Origin of the sequence: Glaciimonas immobilis (assembly GCF_011947285.1) — a bacterium.
Taxonomy (GTDB): Bacteria; Pseudomonadota; Gammaproteobacteria; order Burkholderiales; family Burkholderiaceae_D; genus Glaciimonas; species Glaciimonas immobilis.
The window spans coordinates 167,780-188,744 of sequence record NZ_JAAOZT010000001.1 but is presented as its reverse complement, the minus strand read 5'-3'; the positions used below and the strand labels follow the sequence as shown (position 1 = coordinate 188,744).

Genomic DNA, 20,965 nt, shown 5'->3' with positions numbered 1-20,965 from the left:
TAAATCGCGCCAAATCTGGATAAATGCAAGATTGGGGACGCGTCGACACCGCAGTTGCGTAGTAAGATATTATTTATGTGCATACACGAATTTGAGAAAATTAAACCTAAGCACAAACAAGTGCGGCTATCGAATAGATTTTAATGGGTTACGAGTTCAAAAATAAATTTGATGCAACCGAAAATAGGAAAGTTTACGCATGGCTAATATCCTGGTCGTTGATGACGAAATGGGAATTCGAGAATTACTCTCCGAAATTCTAGGAGACGAAGGGCACGTGGTCGCCACCGCAGAAAACGCCCAACAGGCGCGTGAATTTCGGCACAATGGGGTCCCGGATCTGGTACTGCTGGATATCTGGATGCCGGATACCGATGGCGTCACACTGCTCAAAGAATGGCAACGTGACGGCCTGCTGACAATGCCCGTCATCATGATGTCTGGTCATGCCACAATTGATACTGCAGTGGAAGCAACGCGTATTGGCGCTTTAAATTTTTTAGAAAAGCCGATCGCCTTACAAAAATTGCTCAAAGCAGTGCAACAAGGTTTGTCGCAAGGCCCTAAACCGTCCCGCTCACCCACCCTGTTCGCCCCACCCGCCGTTTCTAGTGAGACGCCCGAGATGATTATCGGCAACAGTTTCGGTAACCCGTCGGCTACCGAAGCGCCGCACCTTTCACCGCAACCAGTGGCAATGCTCGCGTCGGATAACCTTTTTTCTACGTCGTTTGGCCTGCCGCTGCGTGAAGCCCGCGACGCGTTTGAGCGCGCTTACTTTGAATACCATTTGATTCGGGAAAGTGGCAGTATGACGCGCGTGGCCGAAAAGACTGGTCTGGAGCGCACCCATTTGTATCGCAAACTAAAGCAACTGGGTGTCGATCCAGGCAAGCTGAGCAAAAAAAGTGGATGACATTAATTGTTTCTAAAGCTATTATATTTGATACACCTAGGTCTGTTTTGATCCCTTCGCTCACCTCGCTGACGTTAGTAACAGGGCCGACGGCTTTTGCCCGCGAGAGGGCGATCTGGCAGTCCATCAAGGTTGGAACTGAATTCACCCACTCCCCTCGCGATCTAGCGGGATCGGCACAGGGCACCATCGGCGTACTACTGGAAGGATTGCCAGATGGCAAAAGCGATTTAGAACTGCCCGAACCAGGCATAGACGTCAGACGGGTAGCGCCAGGCTGCTTATGTTGTGTCGGGAACCTCACACTGCGGGTTACCTTGAATCGGATGCTCCGCAGTCGCCCGCGCCGACTGTTTATTAGTATCGCAAACGTCACCCATATCGAAACCATCCGTATCCTGCTGCGCTCTCCACCTTACGATGCCTGGTTGACGCTGACCGCTGATATCGTCATATGATTAGTCTCGCGGCGATCTGGCGCCAGCAGATCAGGGTTCTGGAAGCCCAATACTCCCCTGCGCCACACCTTGAGGTAATTATGTCGCCTTTTAGACTCATTTATAGACAAGTTGTCCTGGAAAATCCCCGCGTTACATAATGTCACAAGTTTCGAAAAGGCTTGGCGAACTTCTTCCGCAGTAACAACTCGAAGATACTTAAAGTTTAGATCACAGCATCTTGTAATAGCCATGCGCTATCAGAATAGTTTAATAAAATCGATTAGCACTCGTTATAAGGGAGTGCTAGAATACCTGATCAAATCAGTCTGGTTTAAGCCGTGTGGACTAAAAGCCGCTGACAGCTAGGAGAAACAATGAAAAATCCATCGCTACAAACTGCGTTAATTCCAGCCGACTCAGGTGTTTTGGCACTTGGCTTCTCAGGGACGTTGGGCAACATTGACGCCTATATTTCGGCTGTGAATCGCCTCCCAATGCTAACGCATGACGAAGAAATTTCGCTTGCTCAAAAACTGCGTGAAAACAACGATCTGGCGGCCGCGCAAAAGTTGGTGTTATCTCATCTCCGACTGGTCGTATCCATCGCCCGTGGCTATTTGGGCTATGGACTGCCCCATGCTGACTTAATCCAGGAAGGCAATATTGGATTAATGAAAGCCGTCAAACGCTTTGATCCCGACCAAGGCGTGCGCTTGGTGTCCTATGCAATGCATTGGATTAAAGCAGAGATGCATGAATACATTCTGAAAAATTGGCGTCTGGTAAAGGTCGCCACCACCAAAGCGCAGCGCAAACTGTTCTTTAATCTGCGCAGCCATAAAATCGGTCTGGATGCGATGACACCGGCGCAAGTCGATGATCTGGCAAAAACCCTGAACGTTAAACGCGAAGAAGTGATTGAGATGGAAACCCGTCTCACAGGTCGCGATATTGCGCTTGAAGCACCAATGGATGACGATGATGATAAATTCGCACCAATCGCTTATTTATCGTCAGATATGCAAGAGCCTACTAAAGTGCTGGAAGCACAGCAATATGACCGCTTGCAATCAGAAGGCTTAGAGTCCGCCTTGGGCAAACTAGATGATCGCTCCCGCCGTATCGTAGAATCACGCTGGTTAGCAAACGACGACGGTTCAGGCGCAACATTACATGAACTAGCCAAAGAATTCGGCGTGTCAGCAGAACGCATCCGTCAAATCGAAGCGGTAGCCTTAAAGAAAATGAAAACCTCGCTGGTTGCTTACGCTTAATTTTTGAATAAATAACGACGGCAAAACCCAAGCGTTTTGATACTCAAAGTCCAGCATAGGAAGTTTGTTCAAAACTGACCCGGATCAACATAAACACGTTGGGGTTGATGTTGCGGTTAAATTGCCAGTTGACCTACCTCGTCATAGGCGTTGCCGGTTATTTGGCTGTAAGTCGCGAATTGTCGGAATACATGTCTGCGAAGCGAGTTGGTATTTCGACCCGACTGATAGTCAAAATGATCGTGGACCCGCCAACGGCGGGGGGCGCCTAGCCAAGCAAAAAAGTGCCTGGCCGCCGGGCCACACCCGGCTAGCAACCACGGATCTCATCCGCTCATTATCAACCACACACAACAAAAAAGCGCCGATCAGGCGCTTTTTTTCAATCAAACTCTACGATAACAATATCTTCAAATCATGCACAATCGGCTCCGGCCCTTGCCCATGCCGGACAAACAACCGAATGTGACCTTCCGGATCAAACACATAACTCCCAGCAGTATGATCAATGCTATAGCTCCCCGCCGTCTTCCCCGGAACCTTTTGATAAAACACCCGGAATTCCTTAGCAACTTTTTCAGTAGTCGCCAAATCCCCGTATAGTCCCAGAAAGCGCGGATCAAAAGCCGGTACATACTGCGCCAACAACGCTTGCGTATCACGCTCTGGATCGACAGTAACAAACAAGACCTGCACCTTATCCGCTTGCGGCCCCAACTGCTTCATGACGTTAGACATCTCAGCCATCGTCGTCGGACAAACATCCGGACATTGCGTATAACCAAAAAATACTACCACCACCTTGCCCTTGAAATCAGCCAGAGTGCGCACTTTTCCAGTGTGATCGGTTAACGAAAAATCGCGCGCATAACCAAGACCTGTCACATCAGTATTGATGAACTTACTATCTTGCGGTGACAGCGTCATTTCCTGGCTGCCGCTGCTGGCGCTGACACTTTTATCACCGCATGCAGCAACCGACAATCCCAGCACCAAAGCGATAAGCGAAGCAATAACCGGCCTCACAGCTGAACGTAAAGGCGAAACAACAGCTAAAAAATAACGTTTCATTCTGGCTTTCAATATCGGTTCAAAGGCCGTGCTTAACCAGACTCAAAACTTCAGGTAATGATCGACCAGTAAGGCCGCGAATAACAACGAGAGATAGATGATCGAAAACGCGAAAGTCTTACGCGCGATCAAATCGGTGTAATGCTTGTATATCTGCCACGAATACCAAAGGAAGATAGCGCCCAGCACACCGGCACTCACCAGATAAATCAACCCGCTCATGCCGACGGCAAAAGGCAGCATCGTGGTTGCAACCAATGCAATTGTGTAAAGCCACACATGGAACTGCGTAAATTTTAATCCGTGAGTAATTGGCAACATCGGTAGGCCTGATTTAGCATAATCATCGCGGCGATACATCGCCAGTGCCCAAAAATGCGGTGGCGTCCACACGAAAATAATCAATACCAGTATCCATGCTTGCATAGGCACATCGTTTGCAATGGCTGCCCACCCCAAGGCCGGTGGCATCGCACCGGACAAGCCGCCGATGACGATGTTCTGCGGGGTCATGGGCTTCAGGATCATGGTATAAATGACTGCATAGCCAATAAACGTGGCTAACGTCAGCCACATAGTCAAACCGTTGACAAAGTTATACAGAACCCAACTGCCAAGGCCCCCAATGACCCCCGAGAAAATTAATGTCTGCGGCACCGTGATTTCACCGCGCGCCATCGGGCGGCGTGCCGTGCGCGCCATGCGTGAATCAATTTCGCGTTCAACCAGACAGTTGACGGCAAATGCGGCACCAGCCAATAGCCATATGCCAATAGTCGCGGCAACCACGCGCTGCCAGTCCGGAAGCGTTGGCGTTGCCAGAAACATCCCAATGACTGCACAAAATACTGCCAGTTGGGTTACGCGCGGTTTGGTTAGCGCCCAGTACTGGGCCACGCGATTTTGGGGTACGGTTATGGTCGTCATGCGGTCAATGATTCTAAATAATGCGGTCAGCTTGTGCTGGGGTACCTTGAACCACCGGTAACGACTGCTTTGCGGTGGGAAGTCTCGTCTTGTAGTTTAACATGACCAGCAACAGCAAAATCAAAGCTGCACCGCCGTTGTGCGCCACGGCGATCGCTAACGGCCAGTTGAAGAAGATTGTTGCTAATCCCGTCAGTAATTGCACGCCAATCATAGCCAGCAACCCCGTTGCAGTTTTACGCAATCCCTCTATCCGCCACGCCTTGCAAGATAGCCATGCAATAAAGGCAATGACAACAAATGCAAACATCCGGTGAGTCCAGTGAATCGCCGTCAATGCCTGAAAGGGTAAATATTCGCCATCGGCCGTTTTACCCAAATGTCGCCAGAGAGTAAAACCTTGTTCGAAGTCCATTTCTGGGATGACCATCCCGTGGCAAAGCGGAAAATCGTTGCAAGCGAGTGCAGCGTAGTTAGTACTTACCCACCCGCCTAGCGCCATCTGAAATATTAGTAGTAGCAGCGCGACCAATGCCGGTGTAGTCAACTTGCTAGCCTTCGCGGCTACCGGCGCATGATCATTTTGACGTGCTGCCAGCCAGGTTAACAACGCCAACAGCGTCAATCCCAACAGTAGATGCGTCGTAACAATTACCGGCTGTAACTTCATGGTCACGGTCCAGGCACCAAAAGCGCCTTGCACGCAAACCGCAAAAAATAATAACGTGGGCAGCCATGGAGAAAATCTGGGGTTGCGTAATTGCTGGGCTGGGGGTGTTTGTAGCGGATATTGCGTTGCATGTTTAAAAGTTTGTTGTCCGGCGTTAATCGCCGCGACTGGCTTAAGCCAGCGTATCCACGCCACCATCATGAGGCCAATAATTAGCACACCTACGCCCATGGCAAAATAGCGATGCGTCATTTCAATCCAGGCTTTGATCCAGGTTACGGGGCCGTCGGGCATTGCCTCTTGCGCTGCATTGATGTGTGACAGTGCCAATAAGGGGTTGGAATGACCGTAACAACCCGGCCAGTCAGGGCAACCTAGGCCAGAATCGGTCAGGCGCGTAAATGCCCCAAACATAATTAAATCAAACGTCAAAAATAACGTCACCCATACGAGCTTTCGATATTTATCGGCGTCCCTGGAGGCCCACACGATACTGAGCGCCAACAGGGCCACCAGAATCCCCATGGCAGCGAGTTGCAGTAAATTTTTCATAGGTGATTGCGGCTACTTAGCCGATTGCGGACGCGCGCAGCAATTTAGACAGGTCGGTCTTCACTTTATAAGGATCCGAACTCTTGGGAAAGCGCATCATCAAATTGTTGCGTGGATCAATAAGATAAAGGTGATCGCTGGCACTTGTCCCGGGTTCGGTTGGCAGCCATGCTTTTATCATGTCGGCCTTACCCCGCAACAGGTGCGTACCTTCAAAGGGCGCTAAACCTTTAACGTCCACAGGTTTGTTATCGGTAACCAGTAAGACGCGCTCAATGCGCTCACGCTCCTTCCCTTGCATCAGACGCAGCTGACGCATTTCAAATAGTGAATCTTTACATTCTTTTTGACAATCACCGCTGTCAACCTGCAGCATTATCCATTTACCTTTATAAGCACCAAGCGTCGCCGCCGTCCCATCCAACTCGGTAAGGCCTAGCTCAGGAATCGCATACTGCGACGGATTTAGCAGAACACCGTAGTTGGTGCGGGACTCTGGCTTGATCACATAGTAAGTGATGTAAGAGGCAATCATCGGGGCCGCACAGACCGCCACAATGAGAAACATTTTGAGACGACCGTTACGTTTTGCCTTGGGGTCCTGCACGACAGGCCGCTTGGATGACTGCTTTAGCGGCTGCCCGTTACTTTTTTCGAGAGACATATTATTTGCGTTCATGGTCATAGGATTTTTTTGCATCTTTGATTCCTTGTCTACATCCTGTTACGACAAAAAAGAGGAAGGCCATGACAGCCAGCGCGTACCATTGGAATTCATAACCTCGATGCATCTCGATTCCCAGCGATGGACTCGGCCAATCGCGGACAAGACCATCCTGATTATTTCCTGTCTGTTCAATTAATAGCGGCTGCAATTGAAATTTACTCACCGCCGCCAGATTCGCAATATCAAGGTTCTGGACAATCGCGCCAGCTTGCAGCGCCGTGGGTTGCCCTAGTTGCAACACGCGCCCAGCTTGACGGCGTACCACCCCTTCTACATTAACCAATCCGGATGGTGTTACATAAGGTAATAGTGTTGCGCGATTTTGCGAATTAAGTGGAAGCCAACCGCGTTGGACCAACACATACTGGTCTGAGTTCGCTAATTTGAGCGGCATGAGCACATAAAATCCAGGGGCGCCCTTGTAACTGCGGTTATCCAGATAAACCGGCCACGCAGTGACAAACTCGCCACGGACGGTAACATGTCGATATTCAAGTTGCTCAGGGTTTTGCGGCCCCGCGTTAAGGGCTAGCGGCGCCTGTGCACCGCGCTGCATGATAGCGTTTGCTATCGCCTGCTTTTGATCGCCGCGTCGCGTCTGCCATTGCGCCAGAGAAATACCTAGCGCTACCAAAAACAGCGTGGCTACAAACGGAATCAACCTAAATTTGAATCTCAATCGCATTACAATATCGCCTTAGTTATCGATTCCTGAAGCCACCCCATGAAAATCCTTGTCGCCATCGCTTTCATTCTCATTATCGCCAGTCTTGCGTCTGCACTCATTTTTTTGATGCGCGACAAAGGTAAAAGCAATCGCACCGTGCAAGCGTTAGCGCTGAGGGTGGGGTTCTCGATTACGCTATTCATTCTGATCCTGATTGCCTATAAACTGGGATATATCCAGCCGACCGGCATTCGTTAAATCCGCCCTTTACTTATTCCGGGAGAACTTGCCCGTATTTAATGATGCTGCGTAGTGATCGAAAAGAAGGCAATAATCGGTCCATAAAGAAATTCTCTGACTAACAAATGGCTCTACATTTGCCCCAGATATTGCCGTAATAACCATTTGAAACTTGACAGTAAAAAGGCCGCACGGAAGTGCGGCCTCTCTTTTAACAGTAGGCAGTCATCGTAATATGATCACTTGACCGATACGCGATTGACCTACAGCCAGTACACCACAACGTACAAACCAAGCCAGACCACATCGACAAAATGCCAATACCAGGCAGCGCCTTCAAAGGCGAAATGGTTATCCGGGGTAAAGTGTCCTTTAAGTACCCGATACAGCACAACCGAAAGCATAATCGCACCGATGGTCACATGGAAGCCATGGAAGCCGGTCAACAAGAAGAAAGTCGATCCGTAGATACCGGAAGTCAGTCTCAGGTTGTATTCCTGATAGGCTTCCATGTATTCAGCGGCCTGAAAACACATGAACGTAGCGCCCAGCAATACCGTTGCGGCCAACCAAAGAGCCGTCTTGCCACGATGTCCAGCGCGTAAAGCGTGATGAGAAATAGTCAGTGTCACACCAGACGTTAGCAACAACGCAGTGTTAATAGTGGGAATCGGAAATGGTCCCATCGTCCGGAACGTTTCGATCGTACCGGCAGGTCCGGCATTACCCCAATGCGCAGCAAAATCCGGCCACAATATTTTGTGATCCAGATCAGCCAGCCATGGCATTGAAATACTGCGCGCGTAAAATAATGCGCCAAAAAAAGCAGCAAAGAACATGACCTCAGAGAAGATGAACCAACTCATGCTCCATCGAAATGAGGTATCGATGCGGGCGTTGTACATGCCGCTTTCAGATTCGTGGATTGCATCACCGAACCATTTGTACAAGACAACCAGCAAACCCAGAATACCGATGACACACAGTTCCGGAGCGAGGGCGATACTATTTACCCAGCCCGCAGCACCTAACATAGTCACAAGCAGCGCGACACCGGCGAGCACAGGCCATTTAGATGGCCCTGGCACAAAATAGTAAGGCACGTTAGCTTGTTGAGCACTCATTTCCATCTCCCGATACAAATTTAAATAATTTTTTTGAGCTTACTTTTGAGCTTACGAAGCGACGACCAGCTTCACGATCGTGATCAATATTACGATGAAAATGATTGCACCGATAACCCCGGCAATCACTACATGGATCGGGTTCAGGCCTGCCGCGTCACTTTCGTAATCTTTCTTTTTACGTACTCCGAAGAATCCCCACAAAACCGCTTTAACCGTTGCCCCAAAGGACATTTTTCGGCGACTTGCCTTCTTCAGATCCGACATTTGTTACCCTTTATACTGCTTCTGGCGGTCATGGCGGTCAGGCCGCAGACCTCGCGCCGCGTTGCAGCGTCGCTCCAGTAAATATATCCGCATCCATCTGACCGTAAACCCACAGTCGTTAAGCTGGCTTAACCACTACCGGCTTATTAATTTCAAAAAACGTATAAGACAGGACAATAGACTTCACATTCTTAGGCAGCTTTGGATCGATGTAAAACACCACCGGAAACTCCTTAGCCTGATTCGGACCAAGTGTTTGTTGCGTAAAACAAAAACATTCTACTTTTTTAAAGAATGCTTCTGCCTGCATCGGCGCGTAGCTTGGAATAGCTTGCGCTTCCATCGTGCGGGCTTCCTTATTGACGACTTCGTAAAGAATTTGCGTCATTTCACCAGGATGCACTTGCATGCTACTTACCGCTGGACGAAACCGCCATGGTCCGCGCGAATTACCGTCAAATTCGACTGTAATCGTTCTGGACTTATCAATCTGAGTATTGGTCGGTGCTACAACAGTACTGTCTTGCGGCGTCAAAAAATTGACACCCGTCAATGCACAAATAGATTTATAGACCGGCACCAGGCCATAACCGAATCCAAACATAATCCCGGCAATGACAACCAACTTGCCAAGCATGTTGCGATTCAGCTTGAGCGTGTAGGCACGACCTTCACTATCTGGCTTATCACTCATCAACTAAACCACACTCTATTGACGAATATGCCTATATAAAAAACAAAGGCAACTGACGCCAGCAGTAATGCTGTGCGAAGATTATTTGGCTTTTTTCTTTCGGACATGGTGAGTTGGCAGGCAAAAGCCTGCCATTCCTATCATTTTACGGTCGGTGGTACTTCAAATGTATGAAACGGTGCCGGACTTGGTATAGTCCACTCAAGACCTTCTGCACCATCCCAAGGTTTCGCAGGTGCTTTTACGCCGCCTTTGATCGATGGAATAACAACGAAAAACAAGAAATAAAGCTGGCTGAGACCGAAACCAAATGCACCAATCGACGCAAGCATATTGAAATCGGTGAATTGGGCCGGGTAATCTGCAATACGGCGCGGCATTCCTGCCAAACCCAGGAAATGCATCGGGAAAAACGTAATATTGAAAGTGATCAACGAAGCCCAGAAATGGATTTTGCCGCGTGTTTCGTTGTACATGAAGCCAGTCCACTTAGGGCTCCAGTAATAGTAACCACCGAACAAACCAAACAACGAACCCGCCACCAGCACATAGTGGAAATGCGCTACAACATAATAGGTATCCTGCATCTGGATATCAATTGGCGTCACCGCCAGAATCAAACCGGTAAAGCCACCCATCGTGAACACGAAAATGAAGCCAACTGCGAATAACATCGGGGTTTCAAATGTCATTGAACCACGCCACATGGTCGCGATCCAGTTGAATATCTTGACGCCTGTCGGCACCGCGATCAACAACGTTGCGTACATGAAAAACAATTGGGCAGTCACGGGCATACCAGTGGTGAACATGTGATGCGCCCAGACGATGAACGACAGAATCGCGATGGATGCTGTTGCGTACACCATTGATGCATAACCGAATAATTGCTTACGTGCGAAAGCCGGGATAATTTGCGAGATGATGCCGAACGCAGGCAAAATCATGATGTATACCTCTGGATGACCAAAGAACCAGAAAATATGCTGATACATCACTGGATCGCCGCCACCGGCAGCATTAAAGAATGAGGTGCCGAAATGGCGATCGGTCAGCGTCATGGTGATGGCACCGGCCAATACTGGCATGACCGCAATCAGCAAATACGCAGTAATCAACCAAGTCCAGCAAAACATTGGCATCTTCATCAATGTCATGCCAGGAGCGCGCATATTAAGTACGGTAGTGACAATGTTGATTGAGCCCATGATCGAGGACGCACCCATGATGTGCATCGCAAAAATTGCCATGTCCATACCAGGTCCCATCTGGGTCGATAGCGGCGCATACAAGGTCCAGCCGGCAGCAGTTGCGCCACCCGGCACGAGGAACGATGTCAGCAGCAGAATCGCGGCTGGCGGCAATAGCCAGAATGAAAAGTTATTCATCCGTGCAAATGCCATGTCTGATGCGCCGATTTGCAGCGGAATCATCCAGTTAGCAAAGCCGACGAAGGCTGGCATGATCGCACCGAAAACCATGATGATGCCGTGCATTGTTGTCAGCTGGTTAAAGAACTCAGGCTTGAAAAACTGCAAGCCTGGCTCAAATAACTCGGCACGAATCAACATCGCCAACACGCCGCCTGATAACAGCATCGTGAACGAGAACCATAGATACAACGTACCGATATCTTTGTGGTTCGTCGCAAATAACCATCTACGCCAGCCCGTTGGAACATCATGGGCGTGATCGTCGTGGTGATCATGATGATCGTGAGAATGATCGTGTACGTGATCGACTGCTGTTGTGCTCATCTCAATCTCCTAATTCAATTACTTGCGCGCAGCCAGCACTTCAGCCGGTTGAACAATGTTTTCTGCAGCCTTGTTGGACCATGTGTTACGGGTATATGTAATCACCGCAGCAATTTCGGTATCCGACAATACAGCTTTCCAGGCCGGCATTTGCATTGCACCGTTAATTTTACCGTTTAGCAGAACGTCAATTTGCGCGCCACGCGGGCCATTCACCACCGGATCACCGTCGAGAGCAGGGAATGCACCGGGAATACCTTTACCTGTCGCTTGATGACAGGCAACACAATTTGCAGTGTAGACCTTCTCGCCACGTGTTTTCAGCTCGTCGATGGTCCATACTTTGTTCGGATCATCCGCTTGGGCAGCCATTTCTTTCTTTTTACCATCGACCCATTTAGTGTAATCGGCATCGCTGACGACTTTCACAACGATAGGCATGAAGCCATGATCTTTACCGCATAGCTCAACGCACTGACCGCGGTAGGTACCGATTTTTTCGGCTTTGAACCAGGTGTCACGGACAAATCCGGGAATAGCATCCTGCTTCACGCCAAACGCTGGAATAGTCCACGAGTGGATAACATCATTAGCGGTGGTGATGATCCGGACTTTTTTGTTGATTGGGACGACAACTTCGTTATCGACCTCAAGCAAATAATTGTCGTTTTTGACTTTTGTGGAATCTACAACTTGCTCATGCGGTGTGGCCAGCGTAGACAAGAAAGATATGCCCTCGCCTTCACCTTTGAGATAATCGTAGCCCCATTTCCATTGCATGCCGGTCGCCTTGATCGTCAGATCGGCGTTGGACGTGTCCTTCATCGCCACCACGGTTTTGGTCGCTGGCAAGGCCATCCCAATCACGATCAGGAAAGGCACTACCGTCCACGCAATTTCTACCGTTGTGCTCTCATGAAAACTAGCAGATTTGGCACCACGTGACTTGCGATGCATCACAATCGAATAAAACATGACGCTAAATACAGCGACAAAAATCACCAGACAAATGATCAGCATCCAGGTGTGCAGATCATAGATCTGCTGCGCAATTTGCGTCACCGGTGGCTGAAAATTCAATTGCAGTACCGCAGGACCGCCAATGCTATCTTTCACTGCCCACGACGGCAAAGCCGTCAAGGAAAGCGCTGCAAGCATCAACGATATAAGGCGCTTCGCATATTTCATGTTTACCCCAAAAACCAAAATTATAATTCTATCAACTACCAGACACGCCTTTGTGTTGCAACGCTAGCCGCAACTCCCGCACAAATTCGCGCCGCCTCCATTCCGTCAAAAACCGTCCCACGTCAACCCGCACACCGTCTGACTCCAGACCTATCAAATGCCTGCGAGAAGATTGCCCTACTATGCGGATTGAACGTAATGCCAATCTGTACTGTCTTATATCTTGTGCCTGTATTAACTCTACCAACAGACAATCATCTTGCATAATAACGCGCTCGCGGTCGGTCGCGTGCCTTGCGTAGACTAGCAATGCGATGCCTACAGCTAACATTTCAAGTACCGCAAACACCATCACAAACCAGGCTCCGCGAAGCGTCCATACCGCCGCAACCAAAAACGACGTGGCACATAGACCCGCATAGAAATGTGCAAGTTGTCGCGGTGCGATGGCGCAATTCCGCTTCAAATCCCACTCCCGCCGATCCATCATGTGTCACCTCAATGCATAGGGCCTACCGATACGCACAAGATAAAACCTTCGAAGTATAAGGGGTAACCGACCTTGTTATCAAGGAGTAATAAGGCCTGGAGCCATAGTATTCGTTTTGGTGAGCTGATTTAAATTTGCAAAAATTTGTCGTCGTTTAAAAGTCTTATTATGCGTCGCATTTCATACTGCGCTATCCGCCAAGCCGCATCGCTATTATCTCTGGATTTGGGTGCTGGATGGCCGGTCAGCATGCAGAATTAAGTAAATGTCGTTATTTTAATAGGCAAACTGGTCGTACGCAAATCTGCGAGAGGATGGCTTGCCTGATTTTCACCCGTCCATGGACCGACAAAAAAACCATTTACCCAATCGCGACTGACGTCTGCCAAGGAAGTATGCTGCCATTTTGGCTGACGATCTTTATCGATGATCAACGCCCTTACCCCCTCGCAGAAATCTGAACGGAGGGCGCAGTTCAGCGTTACCACGTATTCCAGACGGAAAATTTCGGCCAACGACAAATGTCGGCCACGTTTTAACAAAGCAAAAGTTAGCGCGGCAGAGCCAGGGCTACCAGCGCGCAACACTGCCGCTGCCTTTTGCAGCCACACGTCCTCGGACTTAAGTGCAAGGATAGCATTGACGATTTCCGGCAAGGTAGGTTTGCTACAAAGTTGATTGATTAACGCATAATTGGTACTTATTGGCGACGACACCGCCTCTGAAGTGGGGGTAAGGTGACGTTGCAGCAACCGCGTCAATACAACATCGTCGTTTTCACCGGTCCAGGGTTGGGTCAATAGCGCGTCAAATACAGCTGGCTTATCGGCCTGCGCAATTTCATAATCTGCGAGCTTCGCAAAAATCGCGTCGGTAGCACCAATCGCGGCCCCGGTCAGCGCCAGAAACAAGCCGATGTGACCCGGCATACGATTAAGAAACCAGGTTCCACCGACATCCGGGTACAAACCGATAGTGATCTCCGGCATTGCGAAGCGGGATTTCTCTGTCGCAACTCTATGACTTGCGCCAGCCATCAGTCCAATGCCGCCGCCCATTACAATCCCGTGTCCCCACGCAAGAATGGGCTTGGGAAAGGTGTGGATCATATAATCCAACCGATATTCACGTTCAAAAAAAGCCCCGGCGTAAGCGTTGCCCTGAATATTGTCAGGTGCGTCCGAAGCCTGCTGATCCAGCATCGTGCGATATAAATGTTGCAGATCGCCACCAGCGGAGAAGGCCTTTTCGCCCGCTGCCTGCAGTACCACGATGGCGATTGCCGGATTGGCCGCCCATAGTCGCAATTGCGGATCGAGCAAATCGACCATCTCTAACGAGAGTGCATTTAAGCTTTTTTCTGCATTTAGCGTCGCGATACCGATTCGTTTGCCATTTTGAGCCACGCGCTCTTCAAATAGTACCGATTGGGCTAATCCGGCAGAATTCATTTGATTCATCGTACGTCCTCGTTTGATCCATTGCTCAGTAAATTACGCGCAATAATAACCCGCATGATTTCATTGGTGCCTTCCAATATCTGATGTACCCGAACGTCGCGGAAATAGCGCTCCAGCGGATATTCACGAATGTACCCATAACCGCCATGGATTTGGAGCGCTTCATTGCAAATCTGGAAGCCTGTATCGGTCGCAAAGCGCTTTGCCATCGCGCAATAAGTCGTCGCATTCTGATCTTTGGCGTCCAGTTTGCAGGCCGCCAATCGGACCATCTGGCGCGCCGCCACCAACTCGGTCTGCATGTCGGCGAGCTTAAATTGCAGTGCCTGAAAATCTGCCAAAGGCCGCTTAAACTGGCGGCGCTCGTTCATGTATGCCTGCGCCGCATCCAGCGCGGCCTGCGCGGTACCAACCGAACAGGTCGCGATATTGATACGGCCACCATCCAGACCGCGCATCGCCATCCGAAAACCTTCGCCCTCCCGACCCATTAAATGGTCGGCAGAAATGCGTACATTATCAAAACTTATCGTGCGGGTTGGCTGGCTATTCCATCCCATCTTTTGCTCTTTACGTCCGTAACTGATGCCCGGTGAATCGGCCGGGACTACGAATGCCGATACGCCGCCCGCGCCCTCACCGCCAGTGCGGGCCATGACGACCAGCAGGTCGGTCGCACCCGCGCCGGAAATAAACGCTTTTGCGCCATTAATGACATACGTGTCGCCGTCCAGCACGGCGCTCGTTTTAAGTGAGGCTGCATCTGATCCTGCGCCGGGTTCGGTCAGGCAATATGAGCCTAACTTTTTACCGCTGGCGAGCTGCTCGCACCATTGCTGTTTGAAAATCGGCGTTGCCCAGTTGGCCACCATCCAGCTCACCATATTATGTATCGTCAGGTATGCCGTGGTGGAGGTACAGCCGCGTGCCAGTTCCTCAAACACAATGGTTGCATCCAGACGCGACAACCCCAGCCCCCCGAATTCCTCCGGCGTATATAAACCGCAAAATCCGAGCTCGCCCGCCCTTGCAATCACCTCGGTGGGAAAAATCCCCTCAGCATCCCAGCGCGCTGCGTGCGGTGCTAACTCACCAAAGGAAAAATCGCGCGCCGTTTGCTGAAACGCACGCTGGTCTTCTGACAGTTCGAAATCCATGAAATTTGTCTCCTGATAGGTGATGTCGTTTAGTCTGGGTTTGACGCTTAACCGCTGGCATGAGCAGCAATTTTTTAATTATCCGACAATACGCACATGATTGCGCTCGCTAGGGGTAATTTTCTGGCGTCGCTCCATGGGTATTGGTGGCTATGCATCCGGTGCAGGATAGCAAGAATTGACGTTTACGTAAACGTCACAATGAGCGTCACAATGAGCGTCACAATGAGCGTCACAATGAGCGTCACAATGCGCATCACAAGAACCGTCACAATGAGCGTCAACACGGCCTCGCCCCGATTGGCAATCTAATGCAAAAAGCTTTGATCAAAAAAAGTACAAGAATAGGACTTGCGAATAATTGTTCCAGCAACGGAGTTGCCAAACATGCCGACGCCAACATGATGTTGTTCCGGGCCACGGTGGTCGGGCCACGGTGGTCGGGCCACGGTGGCCGGGCTACGTTGGTCGGGCCAGGTGCTGACCAGGAAAGCACTACGCCGCTGGGGCGATTTTTCGTAATTCCAAAAAAAAAGACGACACCGGAGAATGATGTCGTCCCAACTCACAACCACCTTTTTGATCGATGGGCTGCTGGCAACAGCGTAACGATGGTGCCTGCACTGCGCTTAATTAATTTTTCACTTGGTTGCTGCCCGGACGACTGATTGTGCCGTCAAGCGCAAAGTTATTTTGGGAGCATGACGGTGTCGATCACATTAATCACGCCGTTCGACTGATATACATCGTAGGTGCTGATACTGGCTACGTGACCACCGTCATCGATGACGTCAATATTATGCATACCGTTTTGTTTGAAGGTAAGTTTAACGCCGCTCGCTGTTGCCAGCTCGGCTTGCCCGCCACCCTTTTTGATCGCGCTCGAAAGCGCGGCAAAATCATAACGTCCTGGTACGACGTGGTATGTCAAAATCTTTGTCAGCGTTGCTTTATTTTCTGGTTTCACCAGAGTATCCACGGTACCGGCGGGCAATTTATTAAAAGCCGCATTGGTAGGTGCGAAAACAGTGAACGGACCTTTGCCTTTGAGCGTATCGACCAGTCCAGCCGCTTTTACTGCAGCCACAAGCGTGGTGTGATCGGCTGAATTGACTGCATTATCTATGATGTCTTTGCTTGGGAGCATACTTTGACCACCGACCATCACTGTGTTTTCAGCAAAGGCCACGTTCGCGACCAACAATGCTGCGGAGAGAGTGATTACGGAGCTAATTTTGCGCATGATAGTTTCCTTGAGAAAGGCGATTGTTTCGGAGCTTGCAGAGTGATATACGCGAACATATTGAAACTGGATTCAGCAGCTCTAAAGAATTCTAAAAATGATTGGATAAGGAGGGACGCAGCAGGAAAGGCAAAAAAAGTGCTTAAGAATGAAACCGGGATCGCTGGATCAATCAATGCTAACGGAAAAATTTGTTACGGAGAATCTGGATCACCCGAGAATTTCCCAAAACATTGCAGAATAATTTGGACAATACTTTAGCGACGATTGGGAAGAAGTCCGAAAAGAATCCTCAAAACTTCCAGAGAATATCCAAAGATATGCCGAGATATATCTGCGGCCCTCTTAAAGAAGTTATTTCAGGCACTATCATACGCTCAGACAGGGTCTGATATCACGGCAGGAGAAAGAGCGATTTGGTTACCAGGATGCAATGCTGCACCGGCAAAATCAGTAAAAAATGAAGTAAGCCGATAGGCCGGATTCTGTTACGACGTTGAGGCTTGCGCCCGCCCGTTATGACAACCATTCCTCTAGGCGCTGAATTACTCCAGCGCTCAAGCTTCCTACCCGCACGCTCCGCGAGCAACATCAACGCGTGCCTATTTGGAATTGCTCCGGGTGGAGGTTACCGCGTTTCACCGTAACTTAATACGCTCGTCTCTGTGGCCCTATTCCTCGCCTCACGGCGGACGGCCATTAACCGTCACCCTGCTCTATGGAGTCCGGACCTTCCTCCCGCCACGCAGCTTGCACTGCACGACCAGCGGTTGTCTGGCTTACTTCAAACCGCATTCTACCTCAGTGTTGGCCGCTCGCAAAGCTGGATCGCAGGAATACCATTGTGGCCCCGGATATTGGCGCGCTCAATACCGAAACAGCATGGTACCGTTCACCCCGCAATCCGTATGGTCCACTCTAAATTTACGGGCGTCTGCGGCGTCTTTTTATGCCCGTCCGCAGCCAGGCTTTGTTTGGCTGCGATCCACTGCGGACGTCTGTATGGTAGCGTTTTTACTCTTCGGAAATACCCGTCGGCGCTTCACCTGTTGGCAATCCATCTCTGAACGTCGGGCATGGTGGACTTGGCTGGACCCTAACGCATGGAAGCGCCAGGCTACTGGCCCAATGCATTAACGGAGAAGTAGCTGGAATTGATAGCGCAGCGTTTGCGTTTGGCTTCTAAGTTCTTGCCGCCCAGACCTTCCTCAGTCTAAAATCGGGACGTGCTAGCCTGCGCGCCCCTTTACTGCCCTAACGATAGAACGGACCGGATGCAACTTCACCTACTCGCATTTCTTAAGACCGTATTCTTTGTCCTGGCCGCGCTATTACCGATCATGAATCCTCCCGGCAACGCGCCGATTTTTCATTCGCTGACTGCCGGTGCCTCGGACCTCACGCGCAATGCGCTGGCGTGGCGCGTTGCCGTCAATACCTTTATTCTACTAGTTGCCGGGATGTTTATCGGTACGCATGTATTAGCCTTTTTTGGTATTTCGCTCCCGGTTGTAAAAGTCGCCGGTGGCTTGCTGGTCATCGCTACCGCATGGAAACTACTAAACATGGAGGAGGTTCAAAAGATAGAAACGATTCCCGGATCACTCTGGACCAAAGAACTCGCTTCCAAAAAAGCCTTCTACCCACTAACCTTCCCCTTTACGGTGGGACCGGGATCAATTTCGGTCGCGATTACTCTGGGCGCAGGTCTGCGGATACCGGAGGTGCCGGTCCTCATCACACTCACCGCGGCGGTTGTCGCATTAGCGCTGGCCGCCGCCGCGGTCTATTTTAGCAATCGCTTCGCGGGGGTATTGGTGCGATTTCTGGGTGACACGGGCACGACCGTGATGCTACGGATGTATTCATTTATATTGCTTTGCATCGGCGTCCAGATTATGTGGGACGGCATTGGTGGCTTGCTACTTCAGCTACGCTCAATCGGTTTGTAATGCCACTAGCACGTACTCCACCAGATTTAAAGAACCTTTTACCGGGAAACAACAGATACGCTGCGACTATGGACACAATCTCTCAGAAAAGTTAATCTAATGCTGACTTTTCTCAACTTTTGATAATTCATTATTGACAATGATCACTAATATTTATGTGTGGTAACTATCAGTATAATTTATCAACGAGATTAGGCACACTACCAATGCGAGACCGACACATAGCACATACCCGTGGTTTCACGGTATGGCATTTTTTAACAGCCCCAGGAGCCCATTATGATCAAGAAAATCGTTTCGATAGCAGCAGTACTGAGCTTGTTCAGCGTTCTCTCCGCTTGTAACACTTTCGCAGGCATGGGCAAGGACGTTGAGGCCGGCGGCTCAAAGGTACATGATGCGGCGGAAACCACTAAATCAAAAATGTAAATCAAAATGTAATTAAGCCAGACCTGACAGGATGATGTAACGCGCATCCTTTGTATAAAAAACCCGACATTTTGTCGGGTTTTTTTATGTACGTTTAGGTTGAAAAAATGACGGGATTTGCTGACGTCGACCTGCGTATTAAAAACAAGAGAAGCGTCAATGTTATTACGTCCGATGGCGTCGTATTACACGCTATATTCTTCACCTGCGCAATTCGCTCGCTGCAGATCGCAAACGAATTCTAAGACAATCGCAAAAATAATAATGCATTGCAAAGTCTTTCGCCTGCTTTTGTACGCTCGCATAAGTCAAACACCTAACTTGCATTCCAAACGCGTCCAAACGCGACCAAATGAGGAGATACTTCGCTGCACTTTACGAAGATCAACTTATCAGGAACGCCATTGGCTAAACGCTATTACATTCTTATCGGCGACCTCACGACCGCAAAAGGGTTCGTAACAGAGGGCCTTTCCACCAACCGCTGTCAAGGTCGGCATCGCGCTTACTAGTGTGTACCAGGTAAATTTTGAAGAATTTGGTTCAAAAGTGGACGTGCTTGACGAATTGTATGGCGCTGTTGGCAAAGGCACTTTCAAAATAGCCATCGTCGGTGAGGCACGCATGAATTTGCTACTGCAACGCGATGATTTTATCGTTCAGCAAATTGGCATTTATTTTCGCGACACCTATGATTTCAATACTACTTCAACCTTTGAACAAATGTTCCCCTTGGGCGTATGGAGTAAAAGTCGGTTATTGCCCAAAGCGGAGACGGCCGTTTACATGTTGATGTATAACGCGAGAAATATGAGCAAAATCGCTGAAATGTTTCCGAGCCTGGTTCCGGTCTTTAACGAAGATTTTCGTCGGTATCAGAAGCACCATCAAACAGGTGGCGATTTCGTCGTATATTCGGATGTGATGTGGACGAAGGCTCCCAGAGGAATGGAAATCCCGATACCATGGTAAAAGTCAAAAAAAGAAGGCTAATTTGTATAATAATTTTACCGCTAATGGTCTATTTGATTTATTCAAAATGGCACGAGGGAACACCTTACGGAGAAAAAGAATATAGTCCGAATAATAAGTTTTACTTCCAACTACACAAAGTTTTTAGCATTGATGAGTGGATTCCATTTGTACCTGCTCCCCAAGGCTCAGATGGAGATTACGATAGACACGGATATGTCAGGGCATACACGGCTGACGGAAAATTTATTGGAGAAGTTTTCGCAAATGGGATACCGAGAGCACACATTTTCTGGTCTCGTGATGTACTTGCAGTGATGGATGGCGTGCATAATAAATACAATGATGGAAGAATTCAACTTCCAACTACTGCTGAACTGCCATGGTAAAAGTCAAAAAAAGGAGGCTAATTTTTATAATATTTTTACCGCTAATGATCTATCTTTTTTATTTCAAATGGCGCGAGGGAATACCCTACGGGAAGAAAAGATATAGCCCTAACAACGAATTTTACTATCAGCTTTACTATCAGCGATATAAGGTCTTCAGCATTGATGAATGGATCCCATACGTAGGTTTCCCCGGAAATTCTTTTGGAGACTATGATCAACACGGATAAGTCAGAGCATACACAGCGGAGGGTAAATTTATAGGTGAAACTTACGCAAAAGGATTACCCCTAGTTAGCATATTTTGGTCAGATGATGAACTTGTTGTCATGGCAGGTGTTAGCGATACGAACGATGAC

24 protein-coding genes and 1 other RNA gene are annotated in these 20,965 nt (G+C 49.3%); 9 read left to right on the top strand and 16 right to left on the bottom strand.

The window, feature by feature from the left end:
* The first annotated feature begins 199 nt into the window (after positions 1-199).
* The 3 genes from HAV38_RS00825 (at position 200) to rpoH (ending at position 2,630) form a co-directional block, all read left to right on the top strand.
* Positions 200-916, top strand: coding sequence for a response regulator (locus HAV38_RS00825; RefSeq protein ID WP_168051478.1), 717 nt, complete (start codon positions 200-202; stop codon positions 914-916).
* Entirely contained in the window at positions 913-1,374 is a 462-nt protein-coding gene (locus HAV38_RS00820) for a GTPase (RefSeq protein ID WP_245182122.1), read from the top strand. Before HAV38_RS00825 ends, HAV38_RS00820 begins: the two co-directional genes overlap by 4 nt.
* 356 nt (positions 1,375-1,730) lie before the next feature.
* Complete coding sequence (gene rpoH / locus HAV38_RS00815; RefSeq protein ID WP_168051476.1) at positions 1,731-2,630, top strand: RNA polymerase sigma factor RpoH; 900 nt, start codon at positions 1,731-1,733, stop codon at positions 2,628-2,630.
* A 393-nt stretch (positions 2,631-3,023) separates the two neighbouring features.
* Here the strand turns inward: rpoH and HAV38_RS00810 are convergent, their stop codons facing one another.
* The 5 genes from HAV38_RS00810 to HAV38_RS00790 form a co-directional block, all read right to left on the bottom strand.
* Positions 3,024-3,557, bottom strand: coding sequence for an SCO family protein (locus tag HAV38_RS00810; RefSeq protein WP_245182141.1), 534 nt, complete (start codon positions 3,555-3,557; stop codon positions 3,024-3,026).
* Between the two features lie 186 nt (positions 3,558-3,743).
* Positions 3,744-4,628: a heme o synthase gene (cyoE, locus tag HAV38_RS00805; RefSeq protein WP_168051472.1), complete on the bottom strand. Its 885-nt coding sequence runs from the start codon at positions 4,626-4,628 to the stop codon at positions 3,744-3,746.
* A 13-nt stretch (positions 4,629-4,641) separates the two neighbouring features.
* Complete coding sequence (locus HAV38_RS00800; RefSeq protein WP_375791678.1) at positions 4,642-5,823, bottom strand: COX15/CtaA family protein; 1,182 nt, start codon at positions 5,821-5,823, stop codon at positions 4,642-4,644.
* A 43-nt stretch (positions 5,824-5,866) separates the two neighbouring features.
* On the bottom strand, positions 5,867-6,418 hold the full coding sequence (locus HAV38_RS00795) for an SCO family protein (protein ID WP_221313813.1): 552 nt from the start codon (positions 6,416-6,418) through the stop codon (positions 5,867-5,869).
* A 97-nt stretch (positions 6,419-6,515) separates the two neighbouring features.
* Positions 6,516-7,262 carry an SURF1 family protein gene (locus HAV38_RS00790; protein WP_168051468.1) on the bottom strand — a complete coding sequence of 249 codons (747 nt, stop codon included), beginning with the start codon at positions 7,260-7,262 and terminating at the stop codon, positions 6,516-6,518.
* Positions 7,263-7,301: 39 nt separating this feature from the next.
* On the opposite strand from HAV38_RS00790, the gene HAV38_RS00785 reads away from it, so the two are divergent.
* Positions 7,302-7,502, top strand: coding sequence for a twin transmembrane helix small protein (locus tag HAV38_RS00785; protein ID WP_168051466.1), 201 nt, complete (start codon positions 7,302-7,304; stop codon positions 7,500-7,502).
* Positions 7,503-7,747: 245 nt separating this feature from the next.
* Here HAV38_RS00785 and HAV38_RS00780 read toward each other — a convergent pair whose 3' ends face one another.
* The 9 genes from HAV38_RS00780 to HAV38_RS00745 all read right to left on the bottom strand — a co-directional run bounded on the left by HAV38_RS00780 (position 7,748) and on the right by HAV38_RS00745 (position 15,621).
* The gene (locus HAV38_RS00780) at positions 7,748-8,608 is read right to left on the bottom strand and encodes a cytochrome c oxidase subunit 3 (RefSeq protein ID WP_168051464.1); all 861 of its coding nucleotides are present in this window, start codon (positions 8,606-8,608) and stop codon (positions 7,748-7,750) included.
* 51 nt (positions 8,609-8,659) lie between these two features.
* Entirely contained in the window at positions 8,660-8,875 is a 216-nt protein-coding gene (locus tag HAV38_RS00775; protein ID WP_168051462.1) for a DUF2970 domain-containing protein, read from the bottom strand.
* A gap of 118 nt (positions 8,876-8,993) precedes the next feature.
* Positions 8,994-9,569, bottom strand: a complete 576-nt coding sequence (locus tag HAV38_RS00770; protein ID WP_168051460.1) for a cytochrome c oxidase assembly protein — start codon at positions 9,567-9,569, stop codon at positions 8,994-8,996.
* A complete protein-coding gene (locus HAV38_RS21575; protein WP_209216581.1) occupies positions 9,569-9,676 on the bottom strand; it encodes a cytochrome oxidase small assembly protein in 108 nt (35 codons plus the stop codon). Before HAV38_RS21575 ends, HAV38_RS00770 begins: the two co-directional genes overlap by 1 nt.
* Before the next feature lie 33 nt (positions 9,677-9,709).
* Positions 9,710-11,326: a cytochrome c oxidase subunit I gene (ctaD, locus tag HAV38_RS00765; protein WP_168051458.1), complete on the bottom strand. Its 1,617-nt coding sequence runs from the start codon at positions 11,324-11,326 to the stop codon at positions 9,710-9,712.
* A gap of 18 nt (positions 11,327-11,344) precedes the next feature.
* Positions 11,345-12,514 carry a cytochrome c oxidase subunit II gene (gene coxB, locus HAV38_RS00760; RefSeq protein ID WP_168051456.1) on the bottom strand — a complete coding sequence of 390 codons (1,170 nt, stop codon included), beginning with the start codon at positions 12,512-12,514 and terminating at the stop codon, positions 11,345-11,347.
* Positions 12,515-12,545: 31 nt separating this feature from the next.
* On the bottom strand, positions 12,546-13,004 hold the full coding sequence (locus HAV38_RS00755) for a DUF2244 domain-containing protein (RefSeq protein ID WP_311734848.1): 459 nt from the start codon (positions 13,002-13,004) through the stop codon (positions 12,546-12,548).
* A gap of 257 nt (positions 13,005-13,261) precedes the next feature.
* The gene (locus tag HAV38_RS00750; RefSeq protein WP_168051978.1) at positions 13,262-14,455 is read right to left on the bottom strand and encodes an enoyl-CoA hydratase/isomerase family protein; all 1,194 of its coding nucleotides are present in this window, start codon (positions 14,453-14,455) and stop codon (positions 13,262-13,264) included.
* Between the two features lie 5 nt (positions 14,456-14,460).
* Entirely contained in the window at positions 14,461-15,621 is a 1,161-nt protein-coding gene (locus HAV38_RS00745; protein WP_168051453.1) for an acyl-CoA dehydrogenase family protein, read from the bottom strand.
* 311 nt (positions 15,622-15,932) lie between these two features.
* Between HAV38_RS00745 and HAV38_RS00740 the strand changes: the two genes are divergently transcribed.
* Entirely contained in the window at positions 15,933-16,289 is a 357-nt protein-coding gene (locus HAV38_RS00740) for a hypothetical protein (protein WP_168051451.1), read from the top strand.
* A gap of 20 nt (positions 16,290-16,309) precedes the next feature.
* On the opposite strand, the gene HAV38_RS00735 is transcribed toward HAV38_RS00740, so the two are convergent.
* Positions 16,310-16,864 (bottom strand): fasciclin domain-containing protein, encoded by a 555-nt coding sequence (locus HAV38_RS00735; RefSeq protein ID WP_168051449.1) that lies wholly within the window; start codon positions 16,862-16,864, stop codon positions 16,310-16,312.
* 458 nt (positions 16,865-17,322) lie between these two features.
* Positions 17,323-17,650, bottom strand: an RNA gene (gene rnpB / locus HAV38_RS00730) — RNase P RNA component class A.
* 488 nt (positions 17,651-18,138) lie between these two features.
* Between rnpB and HAV38_RS00725 the strand changes: the two genes are divergently transcribed.
* The 4 genes from HAV38_RS00725 (at position 18,139) to HAV38_RS00710 (ending at position 20,606) form a co-directional block, all read left to right on the top strand.
* Positions 18,139-18,816: a MarC family protein gene (locus HAV38_RS00725; protein ID WP_168051447.1), complete on the top strand. Its 678-nt coding sequence runs from the start codon at positions 18,139-18,141 to the stop codon at positions 18,814-18,816.
* Positions 18,817-19,095: 279 nt separating this feature from the next.
* Positions 19,096-19,245, top strand: coding sequence for an entericidin A/B family lipoprotein (locus HAV38_RS00720; RefSeq protein WP_221313807.1), 150 nt, complete (start codon positions 19,096-19,098; stop codon positions 19,243-19,245).
* Between the two features lie 513 nt (positions 19,246-19,758).
* Positions 19,759-20,217: a DUF6402 family protein gene (locus HAV38_RS00715; RefSeq protein WP_280730136.1), complete on the top strand. Its 459-nt coding sequence runs from the start codon at positions 19,759-19,761 to the stop codon at positions 20,215-20,217.
* Positions 20,211-20,606 (top strand): hypothetical protein, encoded by a 396-nt coding sequence (locus HAV38_RS00710; RefSeq protein ID WP_168051443.1) that lies wholly within the window; start codon positions 20,211-20,213, stop codon positions 20,604-20,606. Before HAV38_RS00715 ends, HAV38_RS00710 begins: the two co-directional genes overlap by 7 nt.
* The last annotated feature ends 359 nt before the right edge of the window (positions 20,607-20,965 follow it).